This window comes from Kitasatospora sp. NPDC053308 (assembly GCF_055585785.1).
The window spans coordinates 1-24,569 of the sequence record NZ_JBVJJY010000003.1 but is presented as its reverse complement, the minus strand read 5'-3'; the positions used below and the strand labels follow the sequence as shown (position 1 = coordinate 24,569).

Below are 24,569 nucleotides of genomic sequence, written 5' to 3'. Positions count from 1 at the left end.
GCTACCCGCGGCCGGCGGCCAGGCCCGTGGCCAGGGTGGTGAGTTCGGTGCGCCAGAGCGGGGAGAACGGGGCGGCCGCGACCATCCGGCGGACGCGGCCGAGCAGGTGGGCGATGGTGCGCTCGGCGCGGTCGCGGTCCTCGGCGCCCAGCAGCACCTCCCGCAGCAGGTCGCCGTACCAGTCGCGGTCCCCGCCGCCGCTGAGGAAGCCGCGCACCCGCCAGGCGGCGTGCAGCAGGCGGGCGTAGTCCTGGTAGACCACCGCCAGGTCGCCGCGGCCCGCCAGGGCCGCGCCGATCAGCAGCGGGTGCTGGAGCGCGTACCAGCCGCTGGCGCAGCCGCGGGCGCAGCCGACGAGGCAGCCGGCCGGCCACGGGTCGGCCAGGTAGCGGCTGGAGAGCGCGGAGTCGGCGTAGCTGCCGCCCAGCCGGCCGATCCGCAGGTCGTGCCAGACCTGCCGGGCGGCGTCCGGCAGGTCGGCGGCGAGCCGGTCGGCGAGGGCCGTCGCCAGGTCGCCGACGAGGGAGGCCATGCCGACGCCGAAGCCCCGGGCGTCGCCGCCCCAGCCGTTGCGTTCGTGCTCGGCGGCGTGCAGGACGTGCAGGGTGGGGGCGCCGTGCCGCAGCAGGGCGTTGTCCCGGACGTCACGGCGGATCAGGTAGCTGGTGTCGAGGAGTTCGAGGGCCACGGCCGCGTCGACGGCGGGCCCGCCCGCCGGGTCGCCGCCCGCCGCGAGGTAGCCGGTGAGCAGGACGGTGGGCCGGATCCGCTCGCCGTCGGCGGTGACCAGGTCGGCCAGGGCCTCCGCCATGCCCGCGGCCCGGGGGTCCACGGCCCGGCACCGGGCCCGTTCGGCGTGCAGCAGGCCGCGCGTCCGCTCCTCGACCCGGGCCAGCATGTCGGTGCGCAGCACCTCGGGCAGGGCCGCGTCCGGCGGCATGGGCTGCGTCGTCATGGCGTCTCCGTGGGTAGGCGCGGCATCGCACCGAGCCTCTCCGGCGGACGGCTGGTTCGGCAACGGCGGCGGGCGCGGGTCCGGGAATCCCCCCGGCCGACGCACCGTGACCGACTGATTCCTATCATCCGCGGCGCGGTGCGTTCACCGCATTGCCAGACTCCTGTCATGCGGGTCGCCGAACCGTTACACCCGGCCGTTCGAGCTGTGCAGGTGGAGCTGCGCGGGCAGCTCCTGACGGCGGGTGATGTTGAGCTTGCGGTAGACCCGGGTGAGGTGCTGCTCGACGGTGCTGACGGTGATGTAGAGCTTCATCGCGATCTCGCGGTTGGTGTGGCCGTGCACCGCGAGCATCGCCACCCGCTTCTCCGAGTCGCTGAGCCGGGCCTGGAGTTCGGCGAGGTCGACGCCGCCGGGGCGGGTGTCCTCGGACGCTCCGCCGGCCTGGCCGGGGCCGGGGGCGAGCTGCTCGCGGAGGGCGTCGGCGCCGCATTCCTTGGCGAGCTGCCAGGCCCTCCGGTTGACCATGTCGGCCCGGTTGCCGTCGCCGAGCTCCTTCAGCACCCGGGCGAAGTCGGCCAGCGTCCGGGCGAGTTCGTGGCGGTCCTCGGAGTCGTGCAGCTCGTCCACCGCGCGGGCGAGCAGGGCGTGCCGCTCCTGGGGCTCGCACAGGGAGGCCCGCACGCGCAGGGTGAGTCCGGCGATCCACGGGTGGGCGGCGTCCCGGTGGGCGAGCTGGTCGGCGATGAAGCGGGTGGCCTGCGGGGCCTCGCCGAGGCGGATCAGCGCCTCGGCCGCACCGGTGCGCCAGGGCATCAGCAGCGGCCGGTCCAGGCCCCAGCGCTTGAGGCTGCGGCCGATGTCGAGGAAGTCGCCGAGTGCGGCGTGGAAGCGGTGGGTGGCGAGGTGGTACTCGCCGCGGGCCCGCAGGTAGGCGAGGCCGTGGATGCTGCCGGCGAGGCCCTCGGGCAGGGGGCGGCCGAGTTCGCGGGCGGCGGTGTCGTGGTGGCCGGCCGCGGTGGCGGCGCGGATGAGGGTGGCGGCCACGCCTCCGGCGAAGGCGCTGCCGCCGCGCTCCGGCAGCAGGTCCAGAGCGGCCTCGGCCTGCTGCCGCGCTCCGGTCAGGTCGCCCTGCCGGAGCAGGGCCTCGGCGTGCAGGGCGGTGAAGGCGGTCTGCCAGCCGGGGGCGCGGCGGCGGACGGCCTCCTCCACGAACACCTGGCACCAGGGCAGTACGCGGGAGGGCCCGTCGGTGGCCAGCAGGGCCCGGAGGGCCTGCACGATCGCGGCGGCGGTGCCGTCGCCGAGGGTGGCACCGCGCAGGAAGGCCTCGGCCGCGGCGCCGGCCGCGCCGTCCGCCGCGTACTCGGGGGCCGCCCACAGGGCGGCGGGTGCCGGGATCCGGGCCGGCAGCGGTTCGCCGGGCCGGGCGGCCGCACCCGGCTGGGCCGGGCCGGCCCACCAGGGGAAGGCGGAGAGGCCGTCCAGCGGGCCGGCGCCGCGGCCGAGCCGGGCGGGCCGGCCGGCGCGTTCGGCGTCGCGGCCGGCGGCCAGCTGGTCCAGGGCCTGGCCGGCCTCGTCGATCCGGCCCTGTTCGGTGAGCAGCCGGGCGAGCGGGCCGAGCGGGGCCGGGCCGAGCTTCCCGGCCCGTAGGGTCTCCAGCGGTCCGGCGAGGTCGCGCTCGGCGGCGCTGGGGTTGGTCCGCCAGGTGATGGCGGCGAGCTTGGTACGGAGCTGGGCGCGCTGTCCGTCGTCGGCCCGGCCGCGGCAGGCGAGTTCGAGGCAGGCGACGGCCAGGTCGGTGGCGCCGTCGGCGAGCAGCTGCTCGGCGGCGGTGGAGAGCACCGTCACCGCCCACGGCAGGTCGGTGGGGCCGACGGCGAGCAGCTGGGCGGCCACGGCGGTGGTCGGGGCGCCGTCCCGGTGGGCGAGTTCGGCGGCGCGGCGGTGCAGGGCGGTCCGGTCGTCGGGGTCCATGCGGTCGAGCACCGCCTGGCGGGCGACGGCGTGGCGGAAGCGGTAGCCGTCGAGGATGCCCGCGGCGTCGAGGGCGGCGCTGCCCCGGACGACGGTGCCGTCGGTGCTGCCGAGCAGGCGGACGGCGAGTTCGCGCGAGGCGAGTTCGTCGAGGACCGCGAGCACCTCGGCGAGGCGGCGCGCGGCCGGGCCGCAACGGTGCAGGCAGGCGAGGACGGCCTGGGTGAAGGCGCCGCCGAGTTCGGGGGCCCGGCCGGAGGCCCGGTGCTCCTCGATCAGGGCGCGCAGCAGCAGCGGGTTGCCGCCGGCGGCGTCGGCGGCGGGCGGGGTCCTGCCGTCGGCCGGGGCGGCGGCCGGTCCGGCGGCCAGTTCGGCGGCCGCCAGCCGGCCGGCCGCCTCGGGGCGCAGCCGCTCGGCCCGGATCCGGACGAAGCTGCGCTGGCGCAGCAGTTCGGTGCCGTAGGCGGGCTCGTCGCCGCGCTCGTGGACGGACTCGGTGCACACCAGCAGGACGCGGGCGGCGCGGGTGCGGCGGACCAGGTGGAGCAGGTACCGGCAGGACAGGTCGTCGACGTGGTGCAGGTCGTCGACGCAGATGACCACCGGCGCGGTCTCGGCGAGCTGGTGCACGGCGGCGCACAGGGACTGCATGACGTCGATCCGGGACGGGTCCGGGGCGGTCGCCGGGTCCGGCAGGGTCCCGGCCGGGGCGGCGGCCAGCAACTGGCCGAGCACGCCGAGCGGGAGGTCGTGTTCGACGGCGGTGCCGATGGCGCGCAGCACCACGGCGCCGGAGGCGGCGGCGCGTTCGGCGACCGTCTCGACGAGTTCGCTCTTCCCGCAGCCGACGGCGCCCTCGATCAGGACGGTCCTGGGGTTCCCCCGCAGGCAGTCCGCGAGGGCGGATTCGAGTACGGCCAGTTCTCGTTCACGGTCGATCAGCACTTGTGGGCCCCCCGGCTTCGTCCGCCTCGCGGTCGGCGCGCCCGCCCACGGCGATCACCGGAAGGTCGCGGGCGCGGTAGAGACTTGCCACCCGGACATCGATCCGCCGGCGGTTTCGAGTCTAAGCAGCACGCACCGCGCGGGCGGCGGGCCGCATGCCGACCGGAAGTTGCACGGCAACAACTTCCCTCGACGCCGCCGCGCGGCCGCGCCCCTGCCCGGACCGGCCCTACCGGGCGCGGAAGATCGGGCGGGGTACGTCGCGGGGGCCGGTGCGGGCCCGCCACTCGCGCGGGTAGCCGACCGACACCTCCTCGAACCGGACGCCGTCGTGCCAGCTGGTGCGGGGGACGTGCAGGTGGCCGTAGACGGCGGCGGCGGCGCGGAACCTGAGGTGCCAGTCGGCGGTGCGCTCGGTGCCGCACCACTGGGCGAACTCGGGGTGGCGCAGGATCCTGGTGGGCTCCCGGACCAGGGGGTAGTGGTTGACCAGGACGGTGCGCAGCTCCGGGTCGCAGTCGGCCAGCCGGCGCTCGCTCTCGGCGACGCGGGCGCGGCACCAGGCGTCCCGGGAGGGGTGCGGGTCGGGGTGCAGCAGGTACTCGTCGGTGCAGACGATGCCGGCCTCGTGCGCCTGGGCGAGGGCCTGGGCCTTGGTCGCCGCGGTGGGGGTGCGGAAGGTGTGGTCGTACAGCACGAAGAGCGGGGCGACCACCAGGGGTCCGCGGGGACCGCACCAGACCGGGTAGGGGTCCTCGGGAGTGAGGACGCCGAGGGAGCGGCACAGGTCCACGAGGTGCCGGTAGCGGGCTTCGCCGCGCAGTTGGACGGGATCGCCGGGGGTGGTCCACAGGTCGTGGTTGCCGGGTGCCCAGATGACGCGGGCGTAGCGGGCGCTGAGCACGGAGAGCGCCCACTCGATGTCGGGGAAGAGCTCGCCCACGTCGCCGGCGACGATCAGCCAGTCCGCGGCGCTGTCGGGGTGGAGCGCCTCGACGAACTCCCGGTTCTCCCGGTGCGCCACGTGCAGGTCGCTGATCCCCATGAGCTGTCCGTGCGGCATGGGGCGAGGCTACGGGCCGCGGGCCGCCGGCCGACACCCCTGCCGACCCCTTATGGCAACCGCATGGCAAGCGCGCCCGGGCGGGTGGCAGGGCACCGGCTGGGCGTCGGCGGGCCGGGCTCGGGGTAGCAGTCGGCTGGGAGGCCGGGGGCGGCGGCGGGGGCCGCGCGGACGGGCGGGCCGGTGGGCGCTGGCGGTGGCGGGAGGACCGGCCGAGGGTGGAGGGACCCACGTCGAGGTGCTCGGAGGATATCGTGATCAGCACGCTGTTGCCCGCCGCGGCCGTTGCCGTCGAGTCGACCGTCGACCGGGACGTCGCGCTCTTCCCCGAGGAGGCCCACCAGGTCCGCAACGCGGTGGTGGGCAGGCAGCGCGAGTTCACGACGGTCCGCTGGTGCGCGCGCCAGGCGCTCGGCCGGCTGGGCCTGCCCGTGGTGCCGATCCTGCCGGGCCGCCGGGGCGCGCCGCAGTGGCCGGGGCAGCTGGTGGGCAGCATGACGCACTGCACGGGCTACCGGGCGGCGGTGCTGGCCCCGCGCTCGGAGGTCTCCGCGATCGGCATCGACGCCGAGCCGAACGCCCCGCTGCCGGACAGGGTCCTGGACTCGATCTCCCACCCGGAGGAGCGCGCCTGGATCGAGCGGCTGCGCTGGTCGGCCGCGGACGTGGCCTGGGACCGGCTGCTGTTCAGCATCAAGGAGTCCGTCTACAAGACGTGGTTCCCGCTGATGGGCCGTGAACTCGGCTTCGAGGACGCCATCGTGACGGTGGATCCCGAGCAGCGGACATTCCGGGCGCAGCTCCTGCTGGACCGCGAGGTCCGCGCCACCGGCGCACCGACCTGGTTCGACGGTCGGTTCGGAACGGCCGGCGGCGTGCTGCTCACCGCGATCGCCCTGCCGGCCCGTCAGCCCGGCAGCCCGGCGGACGCCGACCGCCACCTGCCGTCGGGCGTCCGGTAGCGCTGACGCGGATCCGGCCGGGGGCGCTGGTCGTTTCTCGCGCTCCCGGCCGGGCGGCCCGTCCGACGGTGTCCCGCGGGGATCAGCCCCAGCGGTCGTCGTCCTGCCGCGCGATGGTGACCGTGAAGCCGCCCAGGCCCTCACCGGCGCCCGCGACGCGCAGGTCCTTGTCGAGGCCGAGGTAATCGCCGTGGACGATGGGCTGTATCGGCGTGGTGATGCCCCACCGGTCGTCGGCGATGGTGGTCACGCCGACGCCGGACGCCGAGGTGTGGCCGAGGCCGATCAGAGCGGCGACGCCCACGGCCAGCAGCGCGCTCATGGCGGCACCCCGGAGCCGCATGGTCGAGTCCTTCATCTTGCCCCCCAGGCAGTCGGAACTGGTCGATAAGTCCGGCAGGCGACGGGCCCCGTGGCCTGTGACGCCTTGCCTCGGGCCCTACTCTGCCGCGCACGGAGCGCCAGGTCCGAGCGGATCTCGATGGCGTAAAGTTGCATGGCAGCAACTTCGCACTCCGACGGGGGCCTCTGAGTGTTCGGACACCCACAGTTCCAGACCGGCTTCGCCGAACTCGACGATCTGAGTGCGAGCGCCTACGGGCACGCGGTCGAGTTAGGGCGGTTCGACCGGCACGCCATCGCCGCGGTGTTGAAACTGGAAGAAGCCGAGGTCAACCGCATCGAGCAGGTGCTGCGGCGGATGCACCTGCTGCAGCCCAGGCCCGGCGATCCGAACGTCCTGGTCCCCGTGAGTCCGGACGTGGCCGCCGCCGATCTGGTCGGCCCGGCGGAGCACCAGATCCGCGACCTGATGCAAGCGGTCACCGATGTGCGGGGCAAGTTGCTGTCACTCACCCCCCTGTACTTCGAGGGCCGTCGGCTGCGCAACCGGTTCGAGGCCTTCGACGTGGTGACCGACGTCGACGCGATCCAGAACATGCTCGACCACCTCGGGCAGACCTGCCGCAAGGAGGTGCTCACGGTCCAGCCGGGCGGCGCCCGCCCCTCCACCCTGCTGCCGGCCGCGCGGAAGTCCGCCGAGGGCATGCTGGAGCGCGGGGTGCGGATCCAGACCATCTACCAGCACACCGCCCGCAGCGACCTCGCGACCAAGGCGTACGTCCGCGACGTCACCGCGCTGGGCGCCGAGATCCGCACCGCGGACCAGGTGATCGACCGGCTGCTGATCTACGACCGCGAGACGGCGTTCCTGCCGGTGCGCACCGAGGACGCCGAGGAGTCGACGGGCGCCGCCATCGTCCGCGAGCCGACCCTGGTGGCCTTCCTGTGCGCGGTGTTCGGGCACCTGTGGGACAGCGCGACCCCGTTCGTCTACGACACCCCGAAGGCCACGCCGACCACCGACGACCTCAAGCAGTCGATCATCCGGCTGATGGCCCGGGGCTACAAGGACGAGATGGTGGCGCGCCGCCTCGGCATGTCGGTGCGCACCTGCCGGCGCCACATATCCGAGATCACCGAGGAGTTGGAGGCCACCAGCCGCTTCCAGGCCGGGTACAACGTGGCGATGGCGGGCCTGCTCGGCAAGGGGGCTCCGGCTACGGCGGCCGAGCAGCAGCCGCCGCAGCCGGAACCCCCTACCTGACGGGGCGTCGGGCCGCGTCACGCCCGCCCCCCACCGCCCCCGTTCCGCAACGCCTCCTCGATCGCGTCCACGCAGTCCTGGTCGAGCATCGTCGTCATGTCCATGTCTCCGATGGTGCCGAAGCCCGCGTCGTACACCGCCACGCTGACGCAGTACCCGCTGTCCAGCACGAAGGTGTGGAAGCCCCACTCGTCACCGGTGCCGGTGCTGCCGTCGGGGCGCTGCACCCGGACCGGCCGGCCGTCCGGACCGAAGCCGAACTCGGTGAAGCTGAACTGCATGCCCTGCCCGATCGCCTTGCTGTACGCCTCCTTGAGCGTCCACAGCCGCACCAGGGCCGGGTTGCGCTCCTCCTCGGGCTGGGCGGCCAGCGTCACCAACTCGTACGGGGTGCACACGTGGCGGCCCAGGCCGCGCTGGTACATCGGGCGGTCGGCGCGCTCCGCGTCCACCCCGATCAGGCCGCGGGTGGTGATGCCCACCAGCAGCAGGTCGCCGGTGTGGCTGAGGCTGATGTCCACCTGGTCGCAGCCGCGCAGGTACGGCCGTCCGGTCGGCCCGTACGCCAGCTCCAGGGCGTTCGGGTCGCCGTTCAGGACCGCACCCGCCGCGAGCTTCAGCAGCACCCTGGACGCCGCGTAGCGGTGCCGCACCTCGGGGTGGGCGAGGTCCAGGTAGCGCGACCAGTCCCGGCCGAGCAGCGCGCGCAGCTCGTCGCCGGTCGGCAGATCGGGTTCCAGGTCGGCGAGGTCGGCGTGGACCACGGCGGTGCCGTACGCGGCCAGGTCGGCGCGCACCGCCTCCCAGACCTCGCCGCGCGCGACCACCCGCATGGGCCGGCCGACGGACGGTCCGAGCGTGGAGTCTCCGGGATCGGTCATGCCTGTCGCTCCAGAACTGAGTGGATCTCCGCGAGGCTGCGCGCCTCCAGGACGGCGTGGACGGGGAGCCGGCGGCCGGTCTCCGCCTCCAGCAGGGTGACCAGCCGCAGCAGGTTCATCGAGTCCCAGCCCGGCAGGTCGGCGAGATCGCGGCCGGCGTCCCCGTCGCCGACCGCGAGGTCCAGTTCCTCGCGGACCAGGCGCAGGAACGCCTCCAGGCCGTCGGGTTCACGCATGGGCCGCCCCCTCCACTCGCAGGTCGAGGCGGATGTGACCGGGGGCTTCCGGACGCTCCGTCAGATCGTGGCGGTAGTACACCTGGTCCCCTTCGCGGGCGATCTCGGTGAAGCCGAGCGCGGGGTAGAAGTCCCGCGCCCGTAGGTTCCTGGCGGTCGGCCGGTACCGGGCGTCCACGGCCCGCAGCCCGGTGGCGGCGGCGTGGGCCAGCAGGGCGGCGAGGCAGGCCTGCTCGATGCCCCGGGTGAGCACCCGGCAGCTGAGCCAGACGTTCTCCAGCAGCAGCCGGTCCTCGGTGCGGCGGCCGAGCAGCGCGCCGACCAGCCCGTTGGGGCCGAACCGGTCGGCCGACCGGACGGCCAGCAGCAGCCGCTCGGGGTCGGCCGCGAGCAGGGCCGGCTCGGCGGGCTGGAGCCGCAGCCCGGTGAGATTGAACTGGTTGGTGCGCTGGGTGAGTTGGGCCAGCCGCGGGTACTCGTGCGGGCGCGGCGGGGCGATCTCCACGGTGACGCCCAGCTCGGCCAGGAACTCCGCGAGCGAGCCGCTGCCCTCGCGCAGCCGGCGGCGCTCCCCCTCCGTCCGGTACTGGGCGGTGCGGTCGCGGTCCTCCTCGGTGAGCCGGGGCACGTCGAACCAGCCGTCCGCGAGCAGCCGCACCGGGTGCAGCGCCGGCTCGTCGTCGAGCGGCAGCACCGCGACGCCCGGCGCGCCGTGCCGCACCCGGGCCCGCTCGGCCGGTGAGTCGTCGGCGAAGACCAGGGCGTCCGGGGCGAGGCCGAGCCGGTCGGCGATGTCGAGCAGATGGGCCGCCTTGTCCGACCAGTCGGCGTTCACCCGGACGAAGTCCGGCTCGCGGAGCACCAGATCGGGGTGCTCGCGGAGCGTCCGCAGCACCTGCGCCCGGTCGTTCTTGCTGCTCACCGCGAGCAGCACACCCTGGGAGGCGAGCTGGCGGACGTGGCGCTGGAAGGCGCCGAAGGCCTCCCCGCGCAGGGTGCCGGCGGCCGCGACACCGTCGGGGCCGTCCTCCGCCAGCACGCCGTCCCACAGGGTGTGGTCGAGGTCCAGCACCAGGCACTTGCGGGTCCGCCCCCGCAGGGCGCGGGCCAGGTGGCCGATCTCCCGGGCGTAGGCGGCGAGCAGCGGCGCGGACAGCCGCGCCTTGGCGTAGGCGGCGAGCCTGGGATCGTGCGCCGGCGGGCCGTCCGCGACGAGCGGGTCCAGGTCGATCACGACCGGCGACGGGTGCTCCTCGGCCAGCCGCAGCAGCCCGGCGTTGAACTCGCGCCAGACGGCGCCGAGCCGGGCCCGGGAGCGGTGGTCGACCAGCTGGTGGGAGTGGGTGCGCAGCAGGGGCACGGTGTTGAGCACCAGCGTGCCGGCCGAGATCCGCTGGTACTCGGCGACCAGCCCGGCGAGCCGGCCGAGCACCCGGTCGGCCGCGGCGGCGACGTCCTCGGGCTGCCACGGGGTGGGGACCTCGGCGAAGACCGTCTCGGCGTCGAGCAGGCACAGGGCGAGGTCCGGTGCGGCGGGGTGGACCGGTCCGGCCGGGTCGGTCAGGTCGCGCAGGTAGCCGCCGAAGTCGCCGAGGACCGGCCGCAGCAGCATTCCGTGCCGGGCGAGTTCGGCGGTCAGAGGGTCGACGAGCTCGGCGACCGTGGACTGGCCGGTGATCGCGACGGTGAGGACGGGGGTGTCCGGGTGGTGGCGCAGGACGGCCTCCGGGCCGACGCCCGCGAGCAGCCGGCCGGCCCGGTACAGGTCGGCGGTGCGGCGGGCCGGGTCGGCGTCGTCGAGCAGGCCGGCGAGCAGGCCGGGCACCTCGTGGTACGCGCCGGCCAGTCCGCCGTCGGCCCGCAGGGCGCGGAGCCGGTCGAGTGGTGGGGTCATGGGGTGCCTCAGACCTTCTCCAGCGCGAAACCGGTCTTGATCCACTTGCTGGACTCGACCGTCACCCCGACCGCGCGCTGCCCGGCTCCGAGCTGCGGCAGCAGTCGTTCGAGCTGCAGGAACGGCAGGGCGTTGCCGGTGTTGCCGGTGTCGCTGACGCAGCTGACCTCGTGGGCGGAGGGGACCGCCAGGTGCTCGACGATGCGCGCGGTCATCCGCTCGGAGAGCTGCGGCGGCAGCAGGTGGTCGACGTCCGAGGTGCTCCAGCCGACCCGGTCGAGCAGCTCCCAGAAGATCTCCACGGCCATCACCGGGACGCGCTCCTCGATGGCCTTGTAGTCCTCGGCGAGCATCGGCCGCTCCGAGTGCCGGTCGCTGACGCCGTACCAGTCGACCGTCTGCCCGGCCGGACGGCCCAGTCCGGCGAAGCTGTTGAGCACCCCGCGGACCGCGACCCGCTCGCCGAGGGGCTCGGCGGTCAGCACCGCGGCGCCCGCGCCGTCGCCGAACAGCACGTAGTTGACCAGCTCCTCGGTGGGCATCCGGGCCGGGTCGCGCCGGACGTCCAGGTGGCGCGCGGTCAGGTCGCCGCCGAGGACGAGGCCGGCGCCGGCGCCGCCCGCCAGCAGGCTCCGGCCGAGGTCGAGGGCCTGCACGGCGCCGGAGCAGCCGGCCTGGAGCTGGAAGACCGGCAGGTGGTCGAGGCCGAGCCGGTCGGCGACCTGGGTCGCGCTGGTCGGCAGCAGGGTGTCGGGGGTGGCGGTGGAGAGCACCACGAACTCGATGTCGGCGGGCTCCAGCCCGGCCGACTCCAGTGCCCGGGCCCCGGCCTCGGCGCACAGGTCGACGAGGGTCCGCCGGACCTCACCGGTCTCCAGGTCCCAGGCGAAGTGTCTGGCCCTGGTGCCGACGAAGATGTCGATCCACTCCTCGCTCACGCCGAGTAGCCGGCCCAGGGTGGCGTTGTCCACCGGCTCGCCGGGCAGGGCGGTGCCGACCGCGGCGAGGTGGGCCGTCGCGGCGTCGTCGATTCGGGTCATGGTGCGCTCCTTCTCCCCTCGTCCGGGCTACGCCGCCTTGGCGGTGACCAGCTCGCCGTAGAGCTCCGCGAGCGAGGCGATCGACACGAGGGCGGGCAGTAGTTGGTGGATCGAGACCTCGCCGGCCTGCGGCAGCCGGGCCTCGACGGCGTCCTTGAGCTGCATGATCATCACGGAGTCGAAGCCCAGGTCCTCGTAGAACCGGGCCGCGGGGACGACCAGTTCCGGCGCGTAGCCGCCGACCTCCAGGACGGCCTCGATCACGACCGCGACCACCGGGTCCGCCGCCGGGGAGACCGGCGCGGGCGCCGTCCGCGCCGCGGCCGGGCGCACCGGCTCCGGACGCACCGGCTCCGGGCGGTGGGCCGGGGCGCAGCCCCAGTAGCGGTTCCCGGTGGCGAAGACGTACGGCCGCAGCCGCTCCGGGGCCGGCGGGTCGGGCGGGTAGAGCGCGCTCCACCGCGGGTCGAGCCCGGCCCGGTAGAGCGCGGCCACCACCTCGGCCAGGTCCCGACCGGTGGCCTCGGGGCCCGGCGACGGGTGCAGGAACTCCACGCCGACCGCCCGGCCGGAGCGGCCCGCGAGCGGGAGCAGGTGCGGACGCGGCCCGATCTCCACCAGGTGGGTGGGCGCCACGTCGTCGAGCAGCGCGCCGAGCGCGTCGTCGAACAGCACCGGATCGGCCAGCTGGCCCGCCCAGTAGTCGGCGTCCATCGGGCGGTCGCCGAGCAGCCCGCCGTACCGGGTGGAGGCGATCGGAAGCCGGGGCACGCCCGGGCGGACGGCCGCGGCCGCAGCCCGGAAGGCCGCGGCGGCGGGGGCCATCCGCGGGGAGTGGAACGCGTGCGAGACCTCCATCCGGGAGGTGCGGACGCCGTGCCCGGCCAGCGTCCGCTCGGCGCGGTCCAGTTCGGCGACCGGGCCGGAGAGCACCGCGTCGGCGGGGCCGTTGACCGCCGCGACCGTCAGCTCCGGCTGTTCGGCGAGCAGCCCGGCCAGGTCGGCGGGCGCGGCCCGGACCGCCAGCATGCCGCCGCCGGCCGGCAGTTGCTGCATCAGGGAGGCGCGGGTGGCGACCAGTTCGGCGGCCCGGCCGAGTTCGAGCACACCGGCGAGCACCGCCGCCGCGAACTCGCCGACACTGTGGCCGATCACGGCCGCCGGCCGCACGCCCAGCTCGACGAGGGTGGCGGCCAGCGCGTAGCCGACCGCGAACAGCGCCGGCTGTGCGGGGCCGGTCTCCCGGACGGCCTCGTCGCCGCGCAGCACGAGGTCCCGGATCGAGCCTCCGACGTGCGGAGCCAGCGCCGCGTCCGCCTCCGCCAGGTGGCGCCGGTAGACGGCGGACTCCCGGTGTAGCCCGGCCGTCATGGCCGGGAACTGACTGCCCTGGCCGGTGAACAGGAAGGCCACCACCGGCTTGGCCCACGGCCGCTGGGCGTACCCGCCGGTGCCGTCCTCGGCGGCCCGGCGCAACCGGCCGGCCAGCTCCTCGGTGTCCCGGGCGGTGACGGCGTACCGGTACGGCAGCCCGGTCTTCACCCGGTTGCTGCTCCGGCACAGCGCGGTCACGCCGCCGCGCGGGCGCCGGGCGATCGCCTCGGCCTGGGCGGCGAGGTTGCGGCCGAGCCCCTCCGGGCTGTCGGCGGTCACCGTGAACACGCCGACCCCGCCGCTCTGCCGCGGCCCGGCGCGGCCGGCGGTGCGGGGCGCGGCGGCGAGGACGGCGTGCGCGTTGGTGCCGCCCATGCCGAAGCTGCTGACCCCGGCCACCACCGGGCCGGGCGGCAGCCGCAGCGGGGACTTCAGCAGCCGCAGCCCGCGCTCGGCGAGCCGCAGCTGGGGGTTCTCGCGGTCGGCGAAGCGACTGGCCGGGACGATCCGGTGGTGCAGCGCCAGCACCGTCTTGATCAGCCCGGCGATCCCGGCGGCGCCCTCGGTGTGACCGAGGTTGCCCTTCACCGAGCCGATCGCGCAGGGCCGTTCGCGCGCCACCCCGTGCACCGCGCCCAGCGCCGCGCACTCGATCGCGTCGCCCAGCGCCGTGCCGGTGCCGTGCGCCTCCAGGAAGGAGACCTGCTCCGGCGTCACCCCGGCCCGCCGGTAGGCGGCCTGGAGCACCTTCTGCTGCGACCACCGGTTGGGCGCGGTGACACCGTTGCTGCGCCCGTCCTGGTTGACGGCGGTGCCCTTGATGACGGCGTAGATCCGCTGGCCGTCGGCCACCGCGTCGGCCAGCCGGCGCAGCACCACCAGGCCCACGCCGTCACTGCGGCCGATGCCGTCGGCGTCGGCGCTGAACGGCTTGCAGCGGCCGTCGGGCGAGGCCAGCCCGAGCTGGCTGTAGACCAGCCCGAGCGCCGGGGTGAGCAGCAGGTTCACGCCTCCGGCGAGCGCGGTGTCGCACTCGCCGGACAACAGGGCGTTGCCGGCCAGGTGGACGGCGACCAGCGAGGAGGAACAGGCGGTGTCCACCGCGAGGCTCGGCCCGGTCAGGTTGAGGTGGTACGAGATGCGGTTGGCGGCCATGCCCGCGCTGCTGCCGGCGCCGAGCTGCGGGCTGATCCGCTCGGGGTCGGCCATCCGCAGCCGGCCCCACTCGCCGCCCATCACCCCGACGAACACCCCGGTGTCGGTACCGGCCAGCTCGACCGGCGAGCGGCCGGAGTCCTCCAGGGCCCGCCAGGCGCACTGCAGCAGGAGCCGCTGGTGCGGGTCCATGGCGGCGGCCTCGCGCGGGGCCAGCCCGAAGAAGTCGTTGTCGAAGCAGTCGGCGTCGGCGAGGAAGCCGCCGCGCAGCAGCGCCGTCCGGTGCGCGTCGCGCACGGCGCCGGGCAGGTCGTCGGCGGTCCAGCGGGCCTCCGGCACCTCGCCGACGGCCTCCCCGCCGCGCATCAGCAGGTCCCAGTAGGCGTCCGGTCCCACGGCGGAGGGGAAGGCGCAGTCCAGCCCGACGACGGCGATGTCCCGCTCGTGTCCGGGTGGCGGGCCGGGCTGCGGGTGCCGGTCCGGCCGCTCGGGCGGGGCCTGCCGGTCCGGCTCGTCGGGCCGGTCGGGCCGGTCCGCCGGGGCGTGTCCGGCCATCAGAACCGTCCGCGCAGCGCGTCCGGCTGCTCGACCAGGTGGGCGGTGAGGGCCTCCAGGGTCGGGTGGTCCCAGATCAGGGTCGGCTCGACCTCCAGGCCGAACTCGTCCTCCAGGTCGCCGCAGAGGCTGAGCGCGCACACCGAGTCCAGGCCGTACTCGGCGAGCGGGACGGTGGGGTCGATGCTCTCGGCCGGCCGCTTGAGGTAGAGGGAGATCCGGTCGAGCAGCCAGCCGTGCGGGACCAGGCCCGGCCGCGCGGCGTCCCGGCTGGTGGAAGTGGTCATCGCTGAACTCCTTGCATGAGGGGGGCTCCCGGCCCCGGCGGCCCGCGGCGCCGTCGGTCAGCCGGGAACGGGGGTGTTGTACAGGTCGAAGCTGCGCCGGTCGGCGAAGCGCAGTTGCAGCTCGTGCCGGACCCTCGTCCCGCACTCGGCCGGCAACTCCCCCACCGGGGTGCCGAGTTGTCTGGCGATCCGGTGCAGCGCCAGGGCCGCCCAGCTCGGGTCGGCCAGGAACGGGTCCCGCCCGTCCCGGCCGTGCCGCCACACGCCCGCGACCGAGGCCGCCGCGAGCAGCAGCGCGTACCGGTCCACCAGGGGGAAACTGACCGCGCCGCGCGGCCCGGCCCGGTCCGCGTCGGACAGCGCGAGCACCCGTTGCCGCAGGTCCCGCAACTCGCCGACCAGCCGCCCGGCCAGGCTGCGCAGCGCCCGCTCGGCCGGCGAACCCCCGGGAGCGCCCTCCGCGACCGCCACCAGCTCGGCGCTGAGGCCGTCCCGGCCACAGGCCAGGCTGAGCCGGGTGCGGTCGAGCGGCGGGACCTCGGTCCCGAGCCGGAAGAGCTCCGCCGGCGGCTCCGGCTCGGCGAACCACGACCCGCGGGCCAGCCACGGCAGTTGCGGGATGACGGTCGCCTGGCAGGCCACCGTCCCGGCGTGGCCCAGGCTCAGCACCGGGACGTCGCGGACGTGCTTCTGGAAGATGCCGAGGTTGCCGTCCCGGGTGTAGATCCCGGCGCCGAGCACGACCGACAGGTCGTACATGGTCTTGATGAGCACCTTGGGCAGCAGGTACTTGAGCGAGGCGGAGTAGACGCTGGTCTGCTCCGGCAGCAGGTGCAGCGCCCGGGTGGCGACCACCGCGAGCGAGTCGTACAGCAGCAGGTTCACGAACGCGTTGACGAGCGCCTGGTCGATCCTCGCCGGGTCGGTCCAGGAGCCGGACGAGCCGCCGAGGCGGCGGTCCAGGTCGAACCGGACGGCGGTGCGCAGGCTGGTGTCCACCGCGGCGAGGGCCAGCGAGGCGATCACGGTGCGGCTGATCTGGAAGGAGCGCAGCGCCGTCCCGACGCCGCTGCCGACCGGCCCGAGCAGGGCGGACTCCGGAACCGGGCAGTCGTCGAAGGCGATCCCGGTCCACAGGCAGCCGCGCAGTCCGACGGCGTGGTGCCGGGGCAGCACGGTGGCCCGCCCGGCGGGCAGCTGCCGGGGGTCGAGCAGCAGCACCGAGTGGCTGCGGCTGCCCGGCTCGGGATCGGTGCGGCAGAACAGGACGAGCGCCTCGGCCCGGCTCAGGTTGTTGATCATCGGCTTGGAGCCGGTGACCACGAAGCCGTCGCCCGCGCGGCGCGCGGAGACCTGGCTGCGCACGTAGTCGTTGCTGTGCGCGGTCTCGTGCTGCGCGATCGCGGCCCGCCCGCCCCGGAGCAGGAGGCCGGCCATCCACTCCTGCTGGGCGGGGGTGCCGGTGATCCAGACGTCGGAGGCCGCCATGAAGGTGTGCATGCCGTAGCCCATGCCGAGCCCGACGTCCCGGCGGAACAGCGGCCGCATCACCCGGACCAGGGTCTCGATCGAGTCCAGCCGCCCGCCGAGGTGCCGCGGCACGTACTCGGCGCTCACGCCGAGCCCGTCCAGCAGCTCCTCGGCGGCCGCGAACGGGACGGCCGCGCGGTCGGCCGGGAGCAGCCGGTGGTAGCCGTACGGGTTGCCCTCGTCGGTCGGGTCGCCGAGCGCGGTCTCGATCTCCGCGACCCGGGCGGGGGCCGGGGCGGGCGAGAGCAGCGCGGTCATCGTCGCAGCCCCCCGCCGGCGGGTTCGGGCCCCCGCAGGCCGTCACCGAGCAGGCCGTCACCGAGCAGGTCCTCGCCCGACAGGCCGTCACCGAGCAGGTCCTCACCCGGCAGGTCCGCGCGACCGCGCACCAGGGCGCGCATGACCGGGTCGAGCACCTCGTAGTCGCCGCGCAGCTCGCCGTCCAGGAAGAGCCGCCGCATCAGGGTGCGCTGCACCTTGCCGCTGGTGGTGCGGCGGACGGTGCCGGGCGGGACGAGCAGCACGTTGCCGGCCGGGACGTTGAAGTCGCGACCGAGCAGCGCCTGGATCCGCTGGGCGAGCAGGCGCAGCCCGCCGGCGTCGGTGTCCGCGCCGAGGCCCTTGACCTCCTGGACCACGACCAGCTGCTCCCGGCCGGCCTGTGCCGCGAAGGCCGCGCCGAGGCCGAACGCCGGGTGGAGGCCGCGCACGGCCCACTCGACGTCCTGCGGGTAGACGTTGCGGCCGTTGAGGATGACGACCTCCTTCAGCCGCCCGGTGACGTACAGCTCGCCGTCCTCCAGCACGCCGAGGTCGCCGGTGCGCAGGAAGCCGGTCTCGCCGTCGCTCAGGGTGGCCCGGAAGGTCTCGGCGGTCTCGGTGTGGCGCTGCCAGTAGCCCCGGGCGACGCTGTCGCCGCGCAGCCAGATCTCCCCGACCGCCCCGGGGGGCAGTTCGCGGTGGGCGACCGGGTCGACGATCCGCAGGTCGAAGCCCCGCACCCGGCCGCAGCCGACGAGGGTGCGGAAGGGCTGCTCGATCCGGTCGGGGTCGGCCGGGGTGAAGCGGTCGCGCTCCAGTTCGGTGGCGTCGACGGCCGTCGCGGCGTACGCGGTCCCGGGGACACCGCCGGAGACGATCAGGGTGGCCTCGGCGAGCCCGTAGCACGGGTACACGGCCTCCGGGCGCAGTCCGGCGGCGGCGAAGCGTTCGGCGAAGGCCTTCAGGGTGGTCTGGCGGACGGGCTCGGCACCGTTGAGCGCCAGCCGCCACCGGGAGAGGTCCAGCTCGGCGAGCTGGTGGTCCGTCACCCGGCGGACGCACAGGTCGTAGCAGAAGTTGGGGCCGCCGCCGACGGTCACACCGTGGTCCTGGATCGCCCGGAGCCAGCGGTGGGGCCGTTTGACGAACGCGGTGGGCGTCATCTGCACCGAGCAGCTGCCGAGCCAGATCGGGTGCAGCAGGTGCGCGATCAGACCCATGTCGTGGTAGTGCGGCAGCCAGCCGCCGAAGCGGTCCTCGGCGGTGGTCCCGAACGCCTCCTGCAGGGCCCGCTGGTTGGCCAGCAGGTTGCGGTGGGAGACCATCACGCCGCGCGGGTCGGAGACCGAGCCGGAGGTGTACTGGAGGAAGACGAGGTCGTCCGGGTCGGCGGGGGCGGGCTCCAGCCAGTTCTCGGGGTCGCCGAGGCCCGGGGTGTCGGTCGCCAGGCAGACCACGTCGGCGCCGTGCGAGTCCGCCAGGCAGAGGGCGACCTCGGGGGCGCTGGCGGTGTCGGTGAGCACCAGCCGGGTGCCGACGTCGCGGAGCACCGCCGCGGTCCGGTTCAGCCGCTTGCTGTCGCCCTCGGAGCCGGGCAGCGGGACGGGGACCGCCACCGCGCCGGCGTACAGGCAGCCGACGAATGCCTTCAGGAACTCGGTCGTCGACGGGTAGAGCAGCAGCACGGGCCGGCCCTCGGCGCGGTGCGCCTGGAGGACGGCCGCGATCCGGCGGGCCTCCCGGTCGAGCTCGCCGTAGCTGAGCGTCTCGGCGACCAGCCCGCCGGGGGTGTCCCGAAGGAAGATGTGGGCCGGCGCGTCGGCGAGTTCGGCGGTCCGCGCCCGCACGAGCTCGGTGAAGGTGACGAAGCGTGACAATGACATCCCCTCGGATCATCTCCGGCACTGCGGGCCCCGCACACCGGGCCCTTCGTACCGTCCGATGATCTCGCCGGGCTCTAAAGCCCCGCTTAGGGCCTCTTTTAGAAGGCGTCGGAGGCTCTGGGGGCGCCGACGGCGACGGGGACGCGGCGGCGACGGGGGCGCCGGGTCAGGCCGTCGGGGGCGCTGAAGGGGTCGATGGCGCGGGAGGTGCGGGCGGGCGTCGACGTGGCGGGCGTCGCAGGTGCGTCCGGCCCGCTGCGGCCGGCCCACCGCTCGCGGTGGTCGCGGGCCCGGGGCGGTCAGCAGCGGGGGCAGCCGGTCTCGCAGGCGGCGGTGGCGGCCGTCGGCGCGGACAACGCGCACGGCAGCTCCATGGTCAGCCGGGTCGGCCCCCCGGGCGGGCTGCTCAGCGCGAGCGTGCCGTCGAACGCCGCGAGGCGGCACTGGATGCCCCGCAGCCCGCTGCCGAGCAGGGGGTCGGCGCCGCCGTGGCCGTCGTCGGCCACCTCGGCGCGCAGCAGCCCGGCGGTGTGGGAGAAGGCGACGGTGGCGTGCCGGGCGCCGCTGTGCTTCGCGGCGTTGGCGAGCGCCTCGCTGACGGCGAAGTAGACGGCGGACTCGACCGGGGACGGCACTCGGCCGGGCACATCGGCCCGCACCTCGACCTCCAACGGGACGTCCAGGACGAGGTTGCGCACCGCGTCGACCAGTCCGCGCTCGGCGAGGACCGGAGGGTGGATGCCGCGGACCAGGTCGCGCAGCTCCTGGAGCGCCCGGGTGACGTTCTCCTGGGTCTCCGTCACCAGCTTCTTCGCGGCCTGCGGGTCCCGGTCGATGAGCGCCCCGACCGCGCCGAGGCGCAGGCCCACGGCGACCAGCCGGGCCTGGGCGCCGTCGTGCAGGTCGCGTTCGATCCGGCGCAGTTCGGGGGCCTGCGCCTCGACGGCGGCCGGCCGGATCCCGGCGGGCTGCCTGGCCCGGTGGACGGGCCCCGCCCGCTCGGCGGGCCCGAGCAGGGCCCGCGTCCAGTGGCCGTGCAGGCGCAGCATCCGCTCCGCCGCGCCGAGGCCGGCGACGGCCAGGGCGAAGCCGAGGAGGGCGGCGTCGGTGCCGTCCAGCGGGAGGAGGGCGTAGCCGGGGGTGGTGTGCAGGGCCGGCTGGGCGAGGCCGAACAGGCCGTAGCCGAACAGGAGGGGCGGAACGGCGGCGGTCGCGCCGCCGATCAGCGGGTTCAGCAGCACCCACAGGTAGTCCCGCCAGGTCGCCGGGTCGGTCCACAGCCAGCCGATGGTGCGGGTGGTTCCGGCGGACCGGCCGGGCCCGTGGGGGTCGTGACCGGTCCGCAGCCGGCCGTACGGGGTGCGCTCGGGCTCCGGGCGCGGCAGGTACGGCGACGGCACGGGCACCCCGGACCACTTCCCGGCGAGGCGCCGGGCGAGACCTGCGGCGGCCCTGGTGAGTCCGGTCACCGCCGGGAACAGCGGGAGGAATCCGAGGCAGAACCAGAGCCCGAAGCCGACCAGCGTCGTGGCGAGCAGTCCGAGCGCGAACGGGACCAGGGCGACGAGCACGGTGAGCCGCCCGAGGGCCGTCGCGTGTCCCCGTGCCCGGGCCACGGCGGGCACACCCGTCGGCCGCTCGGCCACTGGGGACTGCATGCTGCTCACGGCACCTCCAGCGGTCGGTCCGGTACCGTCGGCTCGACACCCGTCTACCGCGGTCACGCTCCGAACCTTCGTCATTCGACAGTAGGGCGCGCGGGCGGAGGGCAGGATCCACTCGCGCCCCGGTTAGGGGTCGGGCGGGGCCGGACCCCTATCGGCGCGGCCCCGGGTCAGGGGTGACCGCCGCCGCGTCAGGGGTTGCCCACCGCGCCGCCGGCACGCGGCGCCCGGTCGCGCGCCTTCCGGGCCCGCGCAGCGGGAGCCGTACACCGGGAGCCGTACTCGGGCCTATCCCGGCGGCCGTATCCCGGCCGCCGTATCCCGGGGGCGCATTCCGAACGCTTTTCCGGTCCGATAACCTACCCGCGCCCGCCGACTTGTGTGCAGAATCGTTTCAGTGCGACTTTCATTTGAGAGTCGAAATCGAACGCATGGCCTGGAAATCGGTGGGGATAGGCCCCACTAAGCCTGGGGCATAGCGGGGTGGCAGGGCAGGGTCGGCGGACCGTAGGTTTTCAAGCCCCGGCCCCACACCGGCACACGCAGACAGGCATGCGAAAGGACGACGAATGTCCGTGGTGATTGACGTGCGGAACCTCCGCAAAACGTACGGTGACCTGGTGGCGGTCGACGATGTCTCGTTCACCGTCGAGGAGGGCGAGATCTTCGGGATCCTCGGGCCCCGCGGGGCGGGCAAGACCACGATCGTCGAATGCGTCGAGGGGCTGCGGGACCGGGACGGCGGCCGGATCGGCGTGCTCGGCCGCGATCCCCGGCCGGCGCGGTCCGGGGTCACGCGGCAGATCGACGCCCGGTTGCGGGACGGCCGGGCACCCGACCGGACACAGGTCGCGGAGGCGCTCTCGCTCTACAGCTCCTTCTACCGCGACCCCGCCGACTGGCGGCGGCTCATGGACGCGGTCGGGCTCACCGCCGGGCCCGGGGGCGACGGTCCGTCCGGCCGGACGGACGAGCAGCTCGCCGCCGTGCTGGCGCGGGTCGGCAACCCCCAGGTGGCGGTGTTCGACGAGCTGACCACCGGGCTGGACCGGCAGTCCCGGGAGGACACCTGGGAGCTGATCGAAGCCGTCCGCGCCAGTGGCGTCACCATCCTGCTGGCCACCGAGTTCTGGGAGGAGGCCGAGCGGCTCTGCGACCGGATCGCCCTGGTGGACAAGGGCCGTCTCACCGTCACGGACACGCCGGCCAGGCTGCTCGAACGCGTCCGCAGCGGGCAGCGGATCCAGTTCCGCCCCTCCGCGCCGTTCGACCACGACCTCCTGGCGGGACTGCCCGACGTCAGCGGCGTCAACCGGCAGGGCGACCACGTCGTGGTGACCGGCAACGACAACGCGCTGGGCGAGGTCACCTCCCTGCTGGCGGACCACCGGGTGCTGGCCGGGAACCTGCGCGTCGACCAGGCCGCGCTGGACGCCTTCCTCGCGCTGATCAGCAAGCGCTCCGCCACCTGATGACGCGCCCTGTTCAGGATTCGGGATTCACGATCCGGGCCCGCCGGTTCAGCTCCTGGGCGAACTCCTCCCAGATCTGCGAGTTCTGGCGGGAAAGCTGAATGATCAGTTCGATGCAGTGCGAGGGCACGGACGCACAGATGTCCGTCATCTCCTTGGCGCCCAGCACGTTCTCCTTGAACATCCGCAGCAGTCGCCGGCCGAGTTCGCTCTGGCGCAGGGACGGATCGCGCATGAGCTTCTCGAGCGTGACGGTCGACGGGGGCCCCACGACGGCCGGGACCGCGGCCGGCAGGGGATCGCGCCGGGTCTCCGCGGCACCGCCGGTGTTCCGCTGACAGGGGACGGGCCCCTCACCGCGCTCCAGCCGCCGGCGCACGTCCAGCGCCGTCGCCGGCGAGACGCCGGCCGACCTGGCCACCTGGCGCAGCGAGGCCTCGGGGTTCTCCCGGATCAGCTCCGCCACCCGCAGCCGCCCCGTCGCGCCGTTCAGCGGACGGACCTTGCCGTCCCGCCCGACGCGGAAGTTCGACGGGGGCACGGCGTCGGACGAGCGGCGCAGCTCCGCGACCGCCCTGGCACCCAGGCCGGTCGACTTCGCGACGGCCCGGTCCGACATGGTGGGGTGCGACTTGAGGATCCGCAGCGCGGCCGCGGTGCGGTCGGCATGCGACAGCGGGAGACCGTGCTCGACGTTCGCCTCGACCGCCTTGAGGAACGCCTCCTCGCGGCTGCCGTCGAAGAACCTGACGTCGATCGCCTTCCGCCCCTTGAGGGAGGCCGCCATCAGACGGTGGATCCCGTCGATCACCCGCATCGTCCGCCGGTCGACCAGGATCGGCGGCAGCGGACTCTCGATCGCCGCGAGCCGCAGGACGTGGACCTTGTCCTCACCCTCCAGCCGCGGCGAGTCCCCGGGCAGGATCTCCATGATCGGAACCGAGACGGTCTCCGGCTCGTCGTCCCAGCGGTCGTCGATTCCGAGCGGTATTACGCTGTGGGCTAGCAGGCCCATACTGCACCCCCATGACAACTCCGGCGAGTCATTTGCAGCAGTGGAGCGGAAATCTGGTCAATGGCCTTGCGGGCTTTTTCGAATTGACGTGGATCACACGCTAACAGCCGCATCCGCACCCCGGAACCCGCCGCCCGGGGACTTAGGGGTCCCCTCCCCGGAGTTAAGGGCCCCCTGCTCCGGGCCGCGCTCAACCGGGCCGGCACACCGGTTGAACGGCCACGACGCGGCGGAGCTCCGGCCCGGATGACCCTGAGTCACCCCGGCCGGAGCTCCGCCGCGTTCGCACCCTCCGCCGCCTCGGCGGACCGTCGCGCCGCCGGGCTACGCCACCTCGGCGGCCGGCTCCTCGGCCGGCGCCTGCGGCACCGCCGGGACGCTGAGGCCGGGAACGGTGAGATCCGGAACCGTCTTCACCGACTCAAGGGCCGATTCGATCGCCTCGGCCAGGGAGGGCGAGACCTCGTCGTCGAAGTCGATCCTCGTGACCGCGACCTCCGCGTCGGTGGGAAGGGCGTCGGTCGAGAACACCGCGCCGGCGAAACCCTCCTGCAGGACCGCCGACTCCTCGTCGGTGATCTCCCGACTGAGGACCAGGGAGAACTTGTGCCCCACGTACGTCACCTCTCAATGTCGCCGCGTATTTCGGAATGCAACCGGGATGATCGGGACAACGCAACAGGCAGCCACGTTCCCTCGCCACCAATAGATACCAGCCGGGCCGCCGGGACCGGTCGCCGTTCAACTGTCCCGTCCCCACAGTTGAGCGGACGAACGCGGCGGCCGCATTCGCTATGTTCGGATGTCGAATCGACGATCCGGTGTGACTACCTTCTGGAGTGGCATGTCTCGGCCTTCGCCCGGAGATGAACTGTGGTGCCGACGCTTTCATCCTGCCGAAAACCCGTCCGCGCGACTGGTGTGCCTCCCGCACGCGGGGGGTTCGGCGTCCTTCTACCTGCCGGTCTCGGCGGCGCTGAGCCCCGATGTGGACGTCCTCGCCATCCAGTACCCCGGCCGGCAGGACCGTCGGATGGAGCAGCCCATCGACGACCTCGCGGTCCTCGTCGACCGCATCCACGAGGTGCTCCGGCGACAGCCGGAACTCCCGCTCACCTTCCTCGGCCACAGCATGGGCGCCGTGATCGGCTTCGAGCTGACCCGCCGTCTCGAGGCCGAGGGACACGGCCCGGTGCGGCTGTTCGCCTCCGGGCGCCGCGCGCCGTCGACGTTCCGGCAGGAGAACACCTTCCGCAGTGACGACGCGATCCTGGCCGAGGTGCGCCGGCTCAGCGGCACCGCCTCGGCCCTGCTCGGGGACGACGAGATGATGCGGGCCGCGCTGCCCGCGCTCCGGGCCGACTACAAGGCGGTCGAGGCGTACCGCTGCGCGCCCGGGGTCACCGTGGACTGCCCGATCACCGTGCTGACCGGCGACAGCGATCCCAAGACCACCCTCGACGAGGCGAAGGCCTGGGCCGACCACACGACGGAGCCGCTCGACCTCCGGGTGTTCACCGGTGGGCACTTCTTCATCAGCGAGCGTAGCAAGGACGTCATGGAGGTCCTCGTCGAGCACTTCCAGCAGGAGCGCACCCCGACCGCCGGCTGACGGTCCCGAGCCAGGGAGGCGCCGGCGCCGCCTCCCGCCCCCCGACGGCCCCGGGGGGGGAGGGGAGGGCGGGGGGGGGGGGGGGGGGGGGTGGTGTGGTTTCGGGGGGGGGGGGGGGAGTGGGGGGGGGGGGGGGGGGGGGGGGGAGGGGGGGGGGGGGGGGGGGGGGGAGGGGGGGGGGGGGGGGGGGGGGGGGGGGGGG

At 74.8% G+C, this 24,569-nt stretch carries 19 protein-coding genes; 4 read left to right on the top strand and 15 right to left on the bottom strand.

The annotated features are described in order from the left end of the window. Nucleotide 1 precedes the first annotated feature (1 nt). The 3 genes from ACZ6Y7_RS08185 to ACZ6Y7_RS08175 all read right to left on the bottom strand — a co-directional run bounded on the left by ACZ6Y7_RS08185 (nucleotide 2) and on the right by ACZ6Y7_RS08175 (nucleotide 4,940). Entirely contained in the window at nucleotides 2-955 is a 954-nt protein-coding gene (locus tag ACZ6Y7_RS08185) for a polyprenyl synthetase family protein (protein ID WP_465757033.1), read from the bottom strand. Between the two features lie 186 nt (nucleotides 956-1,141). Continuing rightward, on the bottom strand, nucleotides 1,142-3,877 hold the full coding sequence (locus tag ACZ6Y7_RS08180) for an AAA family ATPase (protein WP_465757032.1): 2,736 nt from the start codon (nucleotides 3,875-3,877) through the stop codon (nucleotides 1,142-1,144). 229 nt (nucleotides 3,878-4,106) lie between these two features. Further along, complete coding sequence (locus ACZ6Y7_RS08175; RefSeq protein ID WP_465757031.1) at nucleotides 4,107-4,940, bottom strand: metallophosphoesterase family protein; 834 nt, start codon at nucleotides 4,938-4,940, stop codon at nucleotides 4,107-4,109. A 254-nt stretch (nucleotides 4,941-5,194) separates the two neighbouring features. Here ACZ6Y7_RS08175 and ACZ6Y7_RS08170 point away from each other — a divergent pair, with 254 nt between their 5' ends. Next, on the top strand, nucleotides 5,195-5,902 hold the full coding sequence (locus tag ACZ6Y7_RS08170) for a 4'-phosphopantetheinyl transferase family protein (RefSeq protein ID WP_465757030.1): 708 nt from the start codon (nucleotides 5,195-5,197) through the stop codon (nucleotides 5,900-5,902). 82 nt (nucleotides 5,903-5,984) lie between these two features. Here ACZ6Y7_RS08170 and ACZ6Y7_RS08165 read toward each other — a convergent pair whose 3' ends face one another. Further along, nucleotides 5,985-6,245, bottom strand: coding sequence for a hypothetical protein (locus tag ACZ6Y7_RS08165; protein WP_465757029.1), 261 nt, complete (start codon nucleotides 6,243-6,245; stop codon nucleotides 5,985-5,987). Nucleotides 6,246-6,434: 189 nt separating this feature from the next. On the opposite strand from ACZ6Y7_RS08165, the gene ACZ6Y7_RS08160 reads away from it, so the two are divergent. Further along, nucleotides 6,435-7,508 (top strand): hypothetical protein, encoded by a 1,074-nt coding sequence (locus tag ACZ6Y7_RS08160; RefSeq protein ID WP_465757028.1) that lies wholly within the window; start codon nucleotides 6,435-6,437, stop codon nucleotides 7,506-7,508. Between the two features lie 17 nt (nucleotides 7,509-7,525). Here the strand turns inward: ACZ6Y7_RS08160 and ACZ6Y7_RS08155 are convergent, their stop codons facing one another. From ACZ6Y7_RS08155 to ACZ6Y7_RS08115, 9 genes are all read right to left on the bottom strand, one after another. Beyond that, a complete protein-coding gene (locus ACZ6Y7_RS08155) occupies nucleotides 7,526-8,389 on the bottom strand; it encodes a 4'-phosphopantetheinyl transferase family protein (protein ID WP_465757027.1) in 864 nt (287 codons plus the stop codon). Beyond that, entirely contained in the window at nucleotides 8,386-8,625 is a 240-nt protein-coding gene (locus ACZ6Y7_RS08150; protein ID WP_465757026.1) for an acyl carrier protein, read from the bottom strand. The genes ACZ6Y7_RS08155 and ACZ6Y7_RS08150 overlap by 4 nt, the downstream gene beginning before the upstream one ends. Continuing rightward, entirely contained in the window at nucleotides 8,618-10,519 is a 1,902-nt protein-coding gene (locus tag ACZ6Y7_RS08145; protein WP_465757025.1) for an HAD-IIIC family phosphatase, read from the bottom strand. Before ACZ6Y7_RS08145 ends, ACZ6Y7_RS08150 begins: the two co-directional genes overlap by 8 nt. Before the next feature lie 8 nt (nucleotides 10,520-10,527). Next, a complete protein-coding gene (locus ACZ6Y7_RS08140) occupies nucleotides 10,528-11,559 on the bottom strand; it encodes a 3-oxoacyl-ACP synthase III family protein (protein WP_465757024.1) in 1,032 nt (343 codons plus the stop codon). 27 nt (nucleotides 11,560-11,586) lie between these two features. Further along, nucleotides 11,587-14,643, bottom strand: coding sequence for a type I polyketide synthase (locus tag ACZ6Y7_RS08135; RefSeq protein ID WP_465757023.1), 3,057 nt, complete (start codon nucleotides 14,641-14,643; stop codon nucleotides 11,587-11,589). Next, the gene (locus ACZ6Y7_RS08130; protein WP_465757022.1) at nucleotides 14,643-14,930 is read right to left on the bottom strand and encodes an acyl carrier protein; all 288 of its coding nucleotides are present in this window, start codon (nucleotides 14,928-14,930) and stop codon (nucleotides 14,643-14,645) included. The genes ACZ6Y7_RS08135 and ACZ6Y7_RS08130 overlap by 1 nt, the downstream gene beginning before the upstream one ends. 57 nt (nucleotides 14,931-14,987) lie before the next feature. Next, nucleotides 14,988-16,718 (bottom strand): acyl-CoA dehydrogenase, encoded by a 1,731-nt coding sequence (locus ACZ6Y7_RS08125; protein WP_465757021.1) that lies wholly within the window; start codon nucleotides 16,716-16,718, stop codon nucleotides 14,988-14,990. Then, nucleotides 16,715-18,604 carry a fatty acyl-AMP ligase gene (locus ACZ6Y7_RS08120; protein WP_465757020.1) on the bottom strand — a complete coding sequence of 630 codons (1,890 nt, stop codon included), beginning with the start codon at nucleotides 18,602-18,604 and terminating at the stop codon, nucleotides 16,715-16,717. Before ACZ6Y7_RS08120 ends, ACZ6Y7_RS08125 begins: the two co-directional genes overlap by 4 nt. 299 nt (nucleotides 18,605-18,903) lie before the next feature. Next, nucleotides 18,904-20,262, bottom strand: coding sequence for a sensor histidine kinase (locus ACZ6Y7_RS08115; RefSeq protein WP_465757494.1), 1,359 nt, complete (start codon nucleotides 20,260-20,262; stop codon nucleotides 18,904-18,906). A gap of 626 nt (nucleotides 20,263-20,888) precedes the next feature. On the opposite strand from ACZ6Y7_RS08115, the gene ACZ6Y7_RS08110 reads away from it, so the two are divergent. Beyond that, complete coding sequence (locus ACZ6Y7_RS08110) at nucleotides 20,889-21,740, top strand: ATP-binding cassette domain-containing protein (RefSeq protein WP_465757019.1); 852 nt, start codon at nucleotides 20,889-20,891, stop codon at nucleotides 21,738-21,740. A gap of 13 nt (nucleotides 21,741-21,753) precedes the next feature. On the opposite strand, the gene ACZ6Y7_RS08105 is transcribed toward ACZ6Y7_RS08110, so the two are convergent. Both ACZ6Y7_RS08105 and ACZ6Y7_RS08100 read right to left on the bottom strand, forming a co-directional pair. Next, a complete protein-coding gene (locus ACZ6Y7_RS08105) occupies nucleotides 21,754-22,755 on the bottom strand; it encodes a ParB/RepB/Spo0J family partition protein (RefSeq protein WP_465757018.1) in 1,002 nt (333 codons plus the stop codon). A 324-nt stretch (nucleotides 22,756-23,079) separates the two neighbouring features. Then, nucleotides 23,080-23,370 (bottom strand): hypothetical protein, encoded by a 291-nt coding sequence (locus tag ACZ6Y7_RS08100; protein WP_380332122.1) that lies wholly within the window; start codon nucleotides 23,368-23,370, stop codon nucleotides 23,080-23,082. Nucleotides 23,371-23,599: 229 nt separating this feature from the next. Between ACZ6Y7_RS08100 and ACZ6Y7_RS08095 the strand changes: the two genes are divergently transcribed. Beyond that, entirely contained in the window at nucleotides 23,600-24,367 is a 768-nt protein-coding gene (locus ACZ6Y7_RS08095; protein ID WP_465757017.1) for a thioesterase II family protein, read from the top strand. Nucleotides 24,368-24,569: the final 202 nt, after the last annotated feature.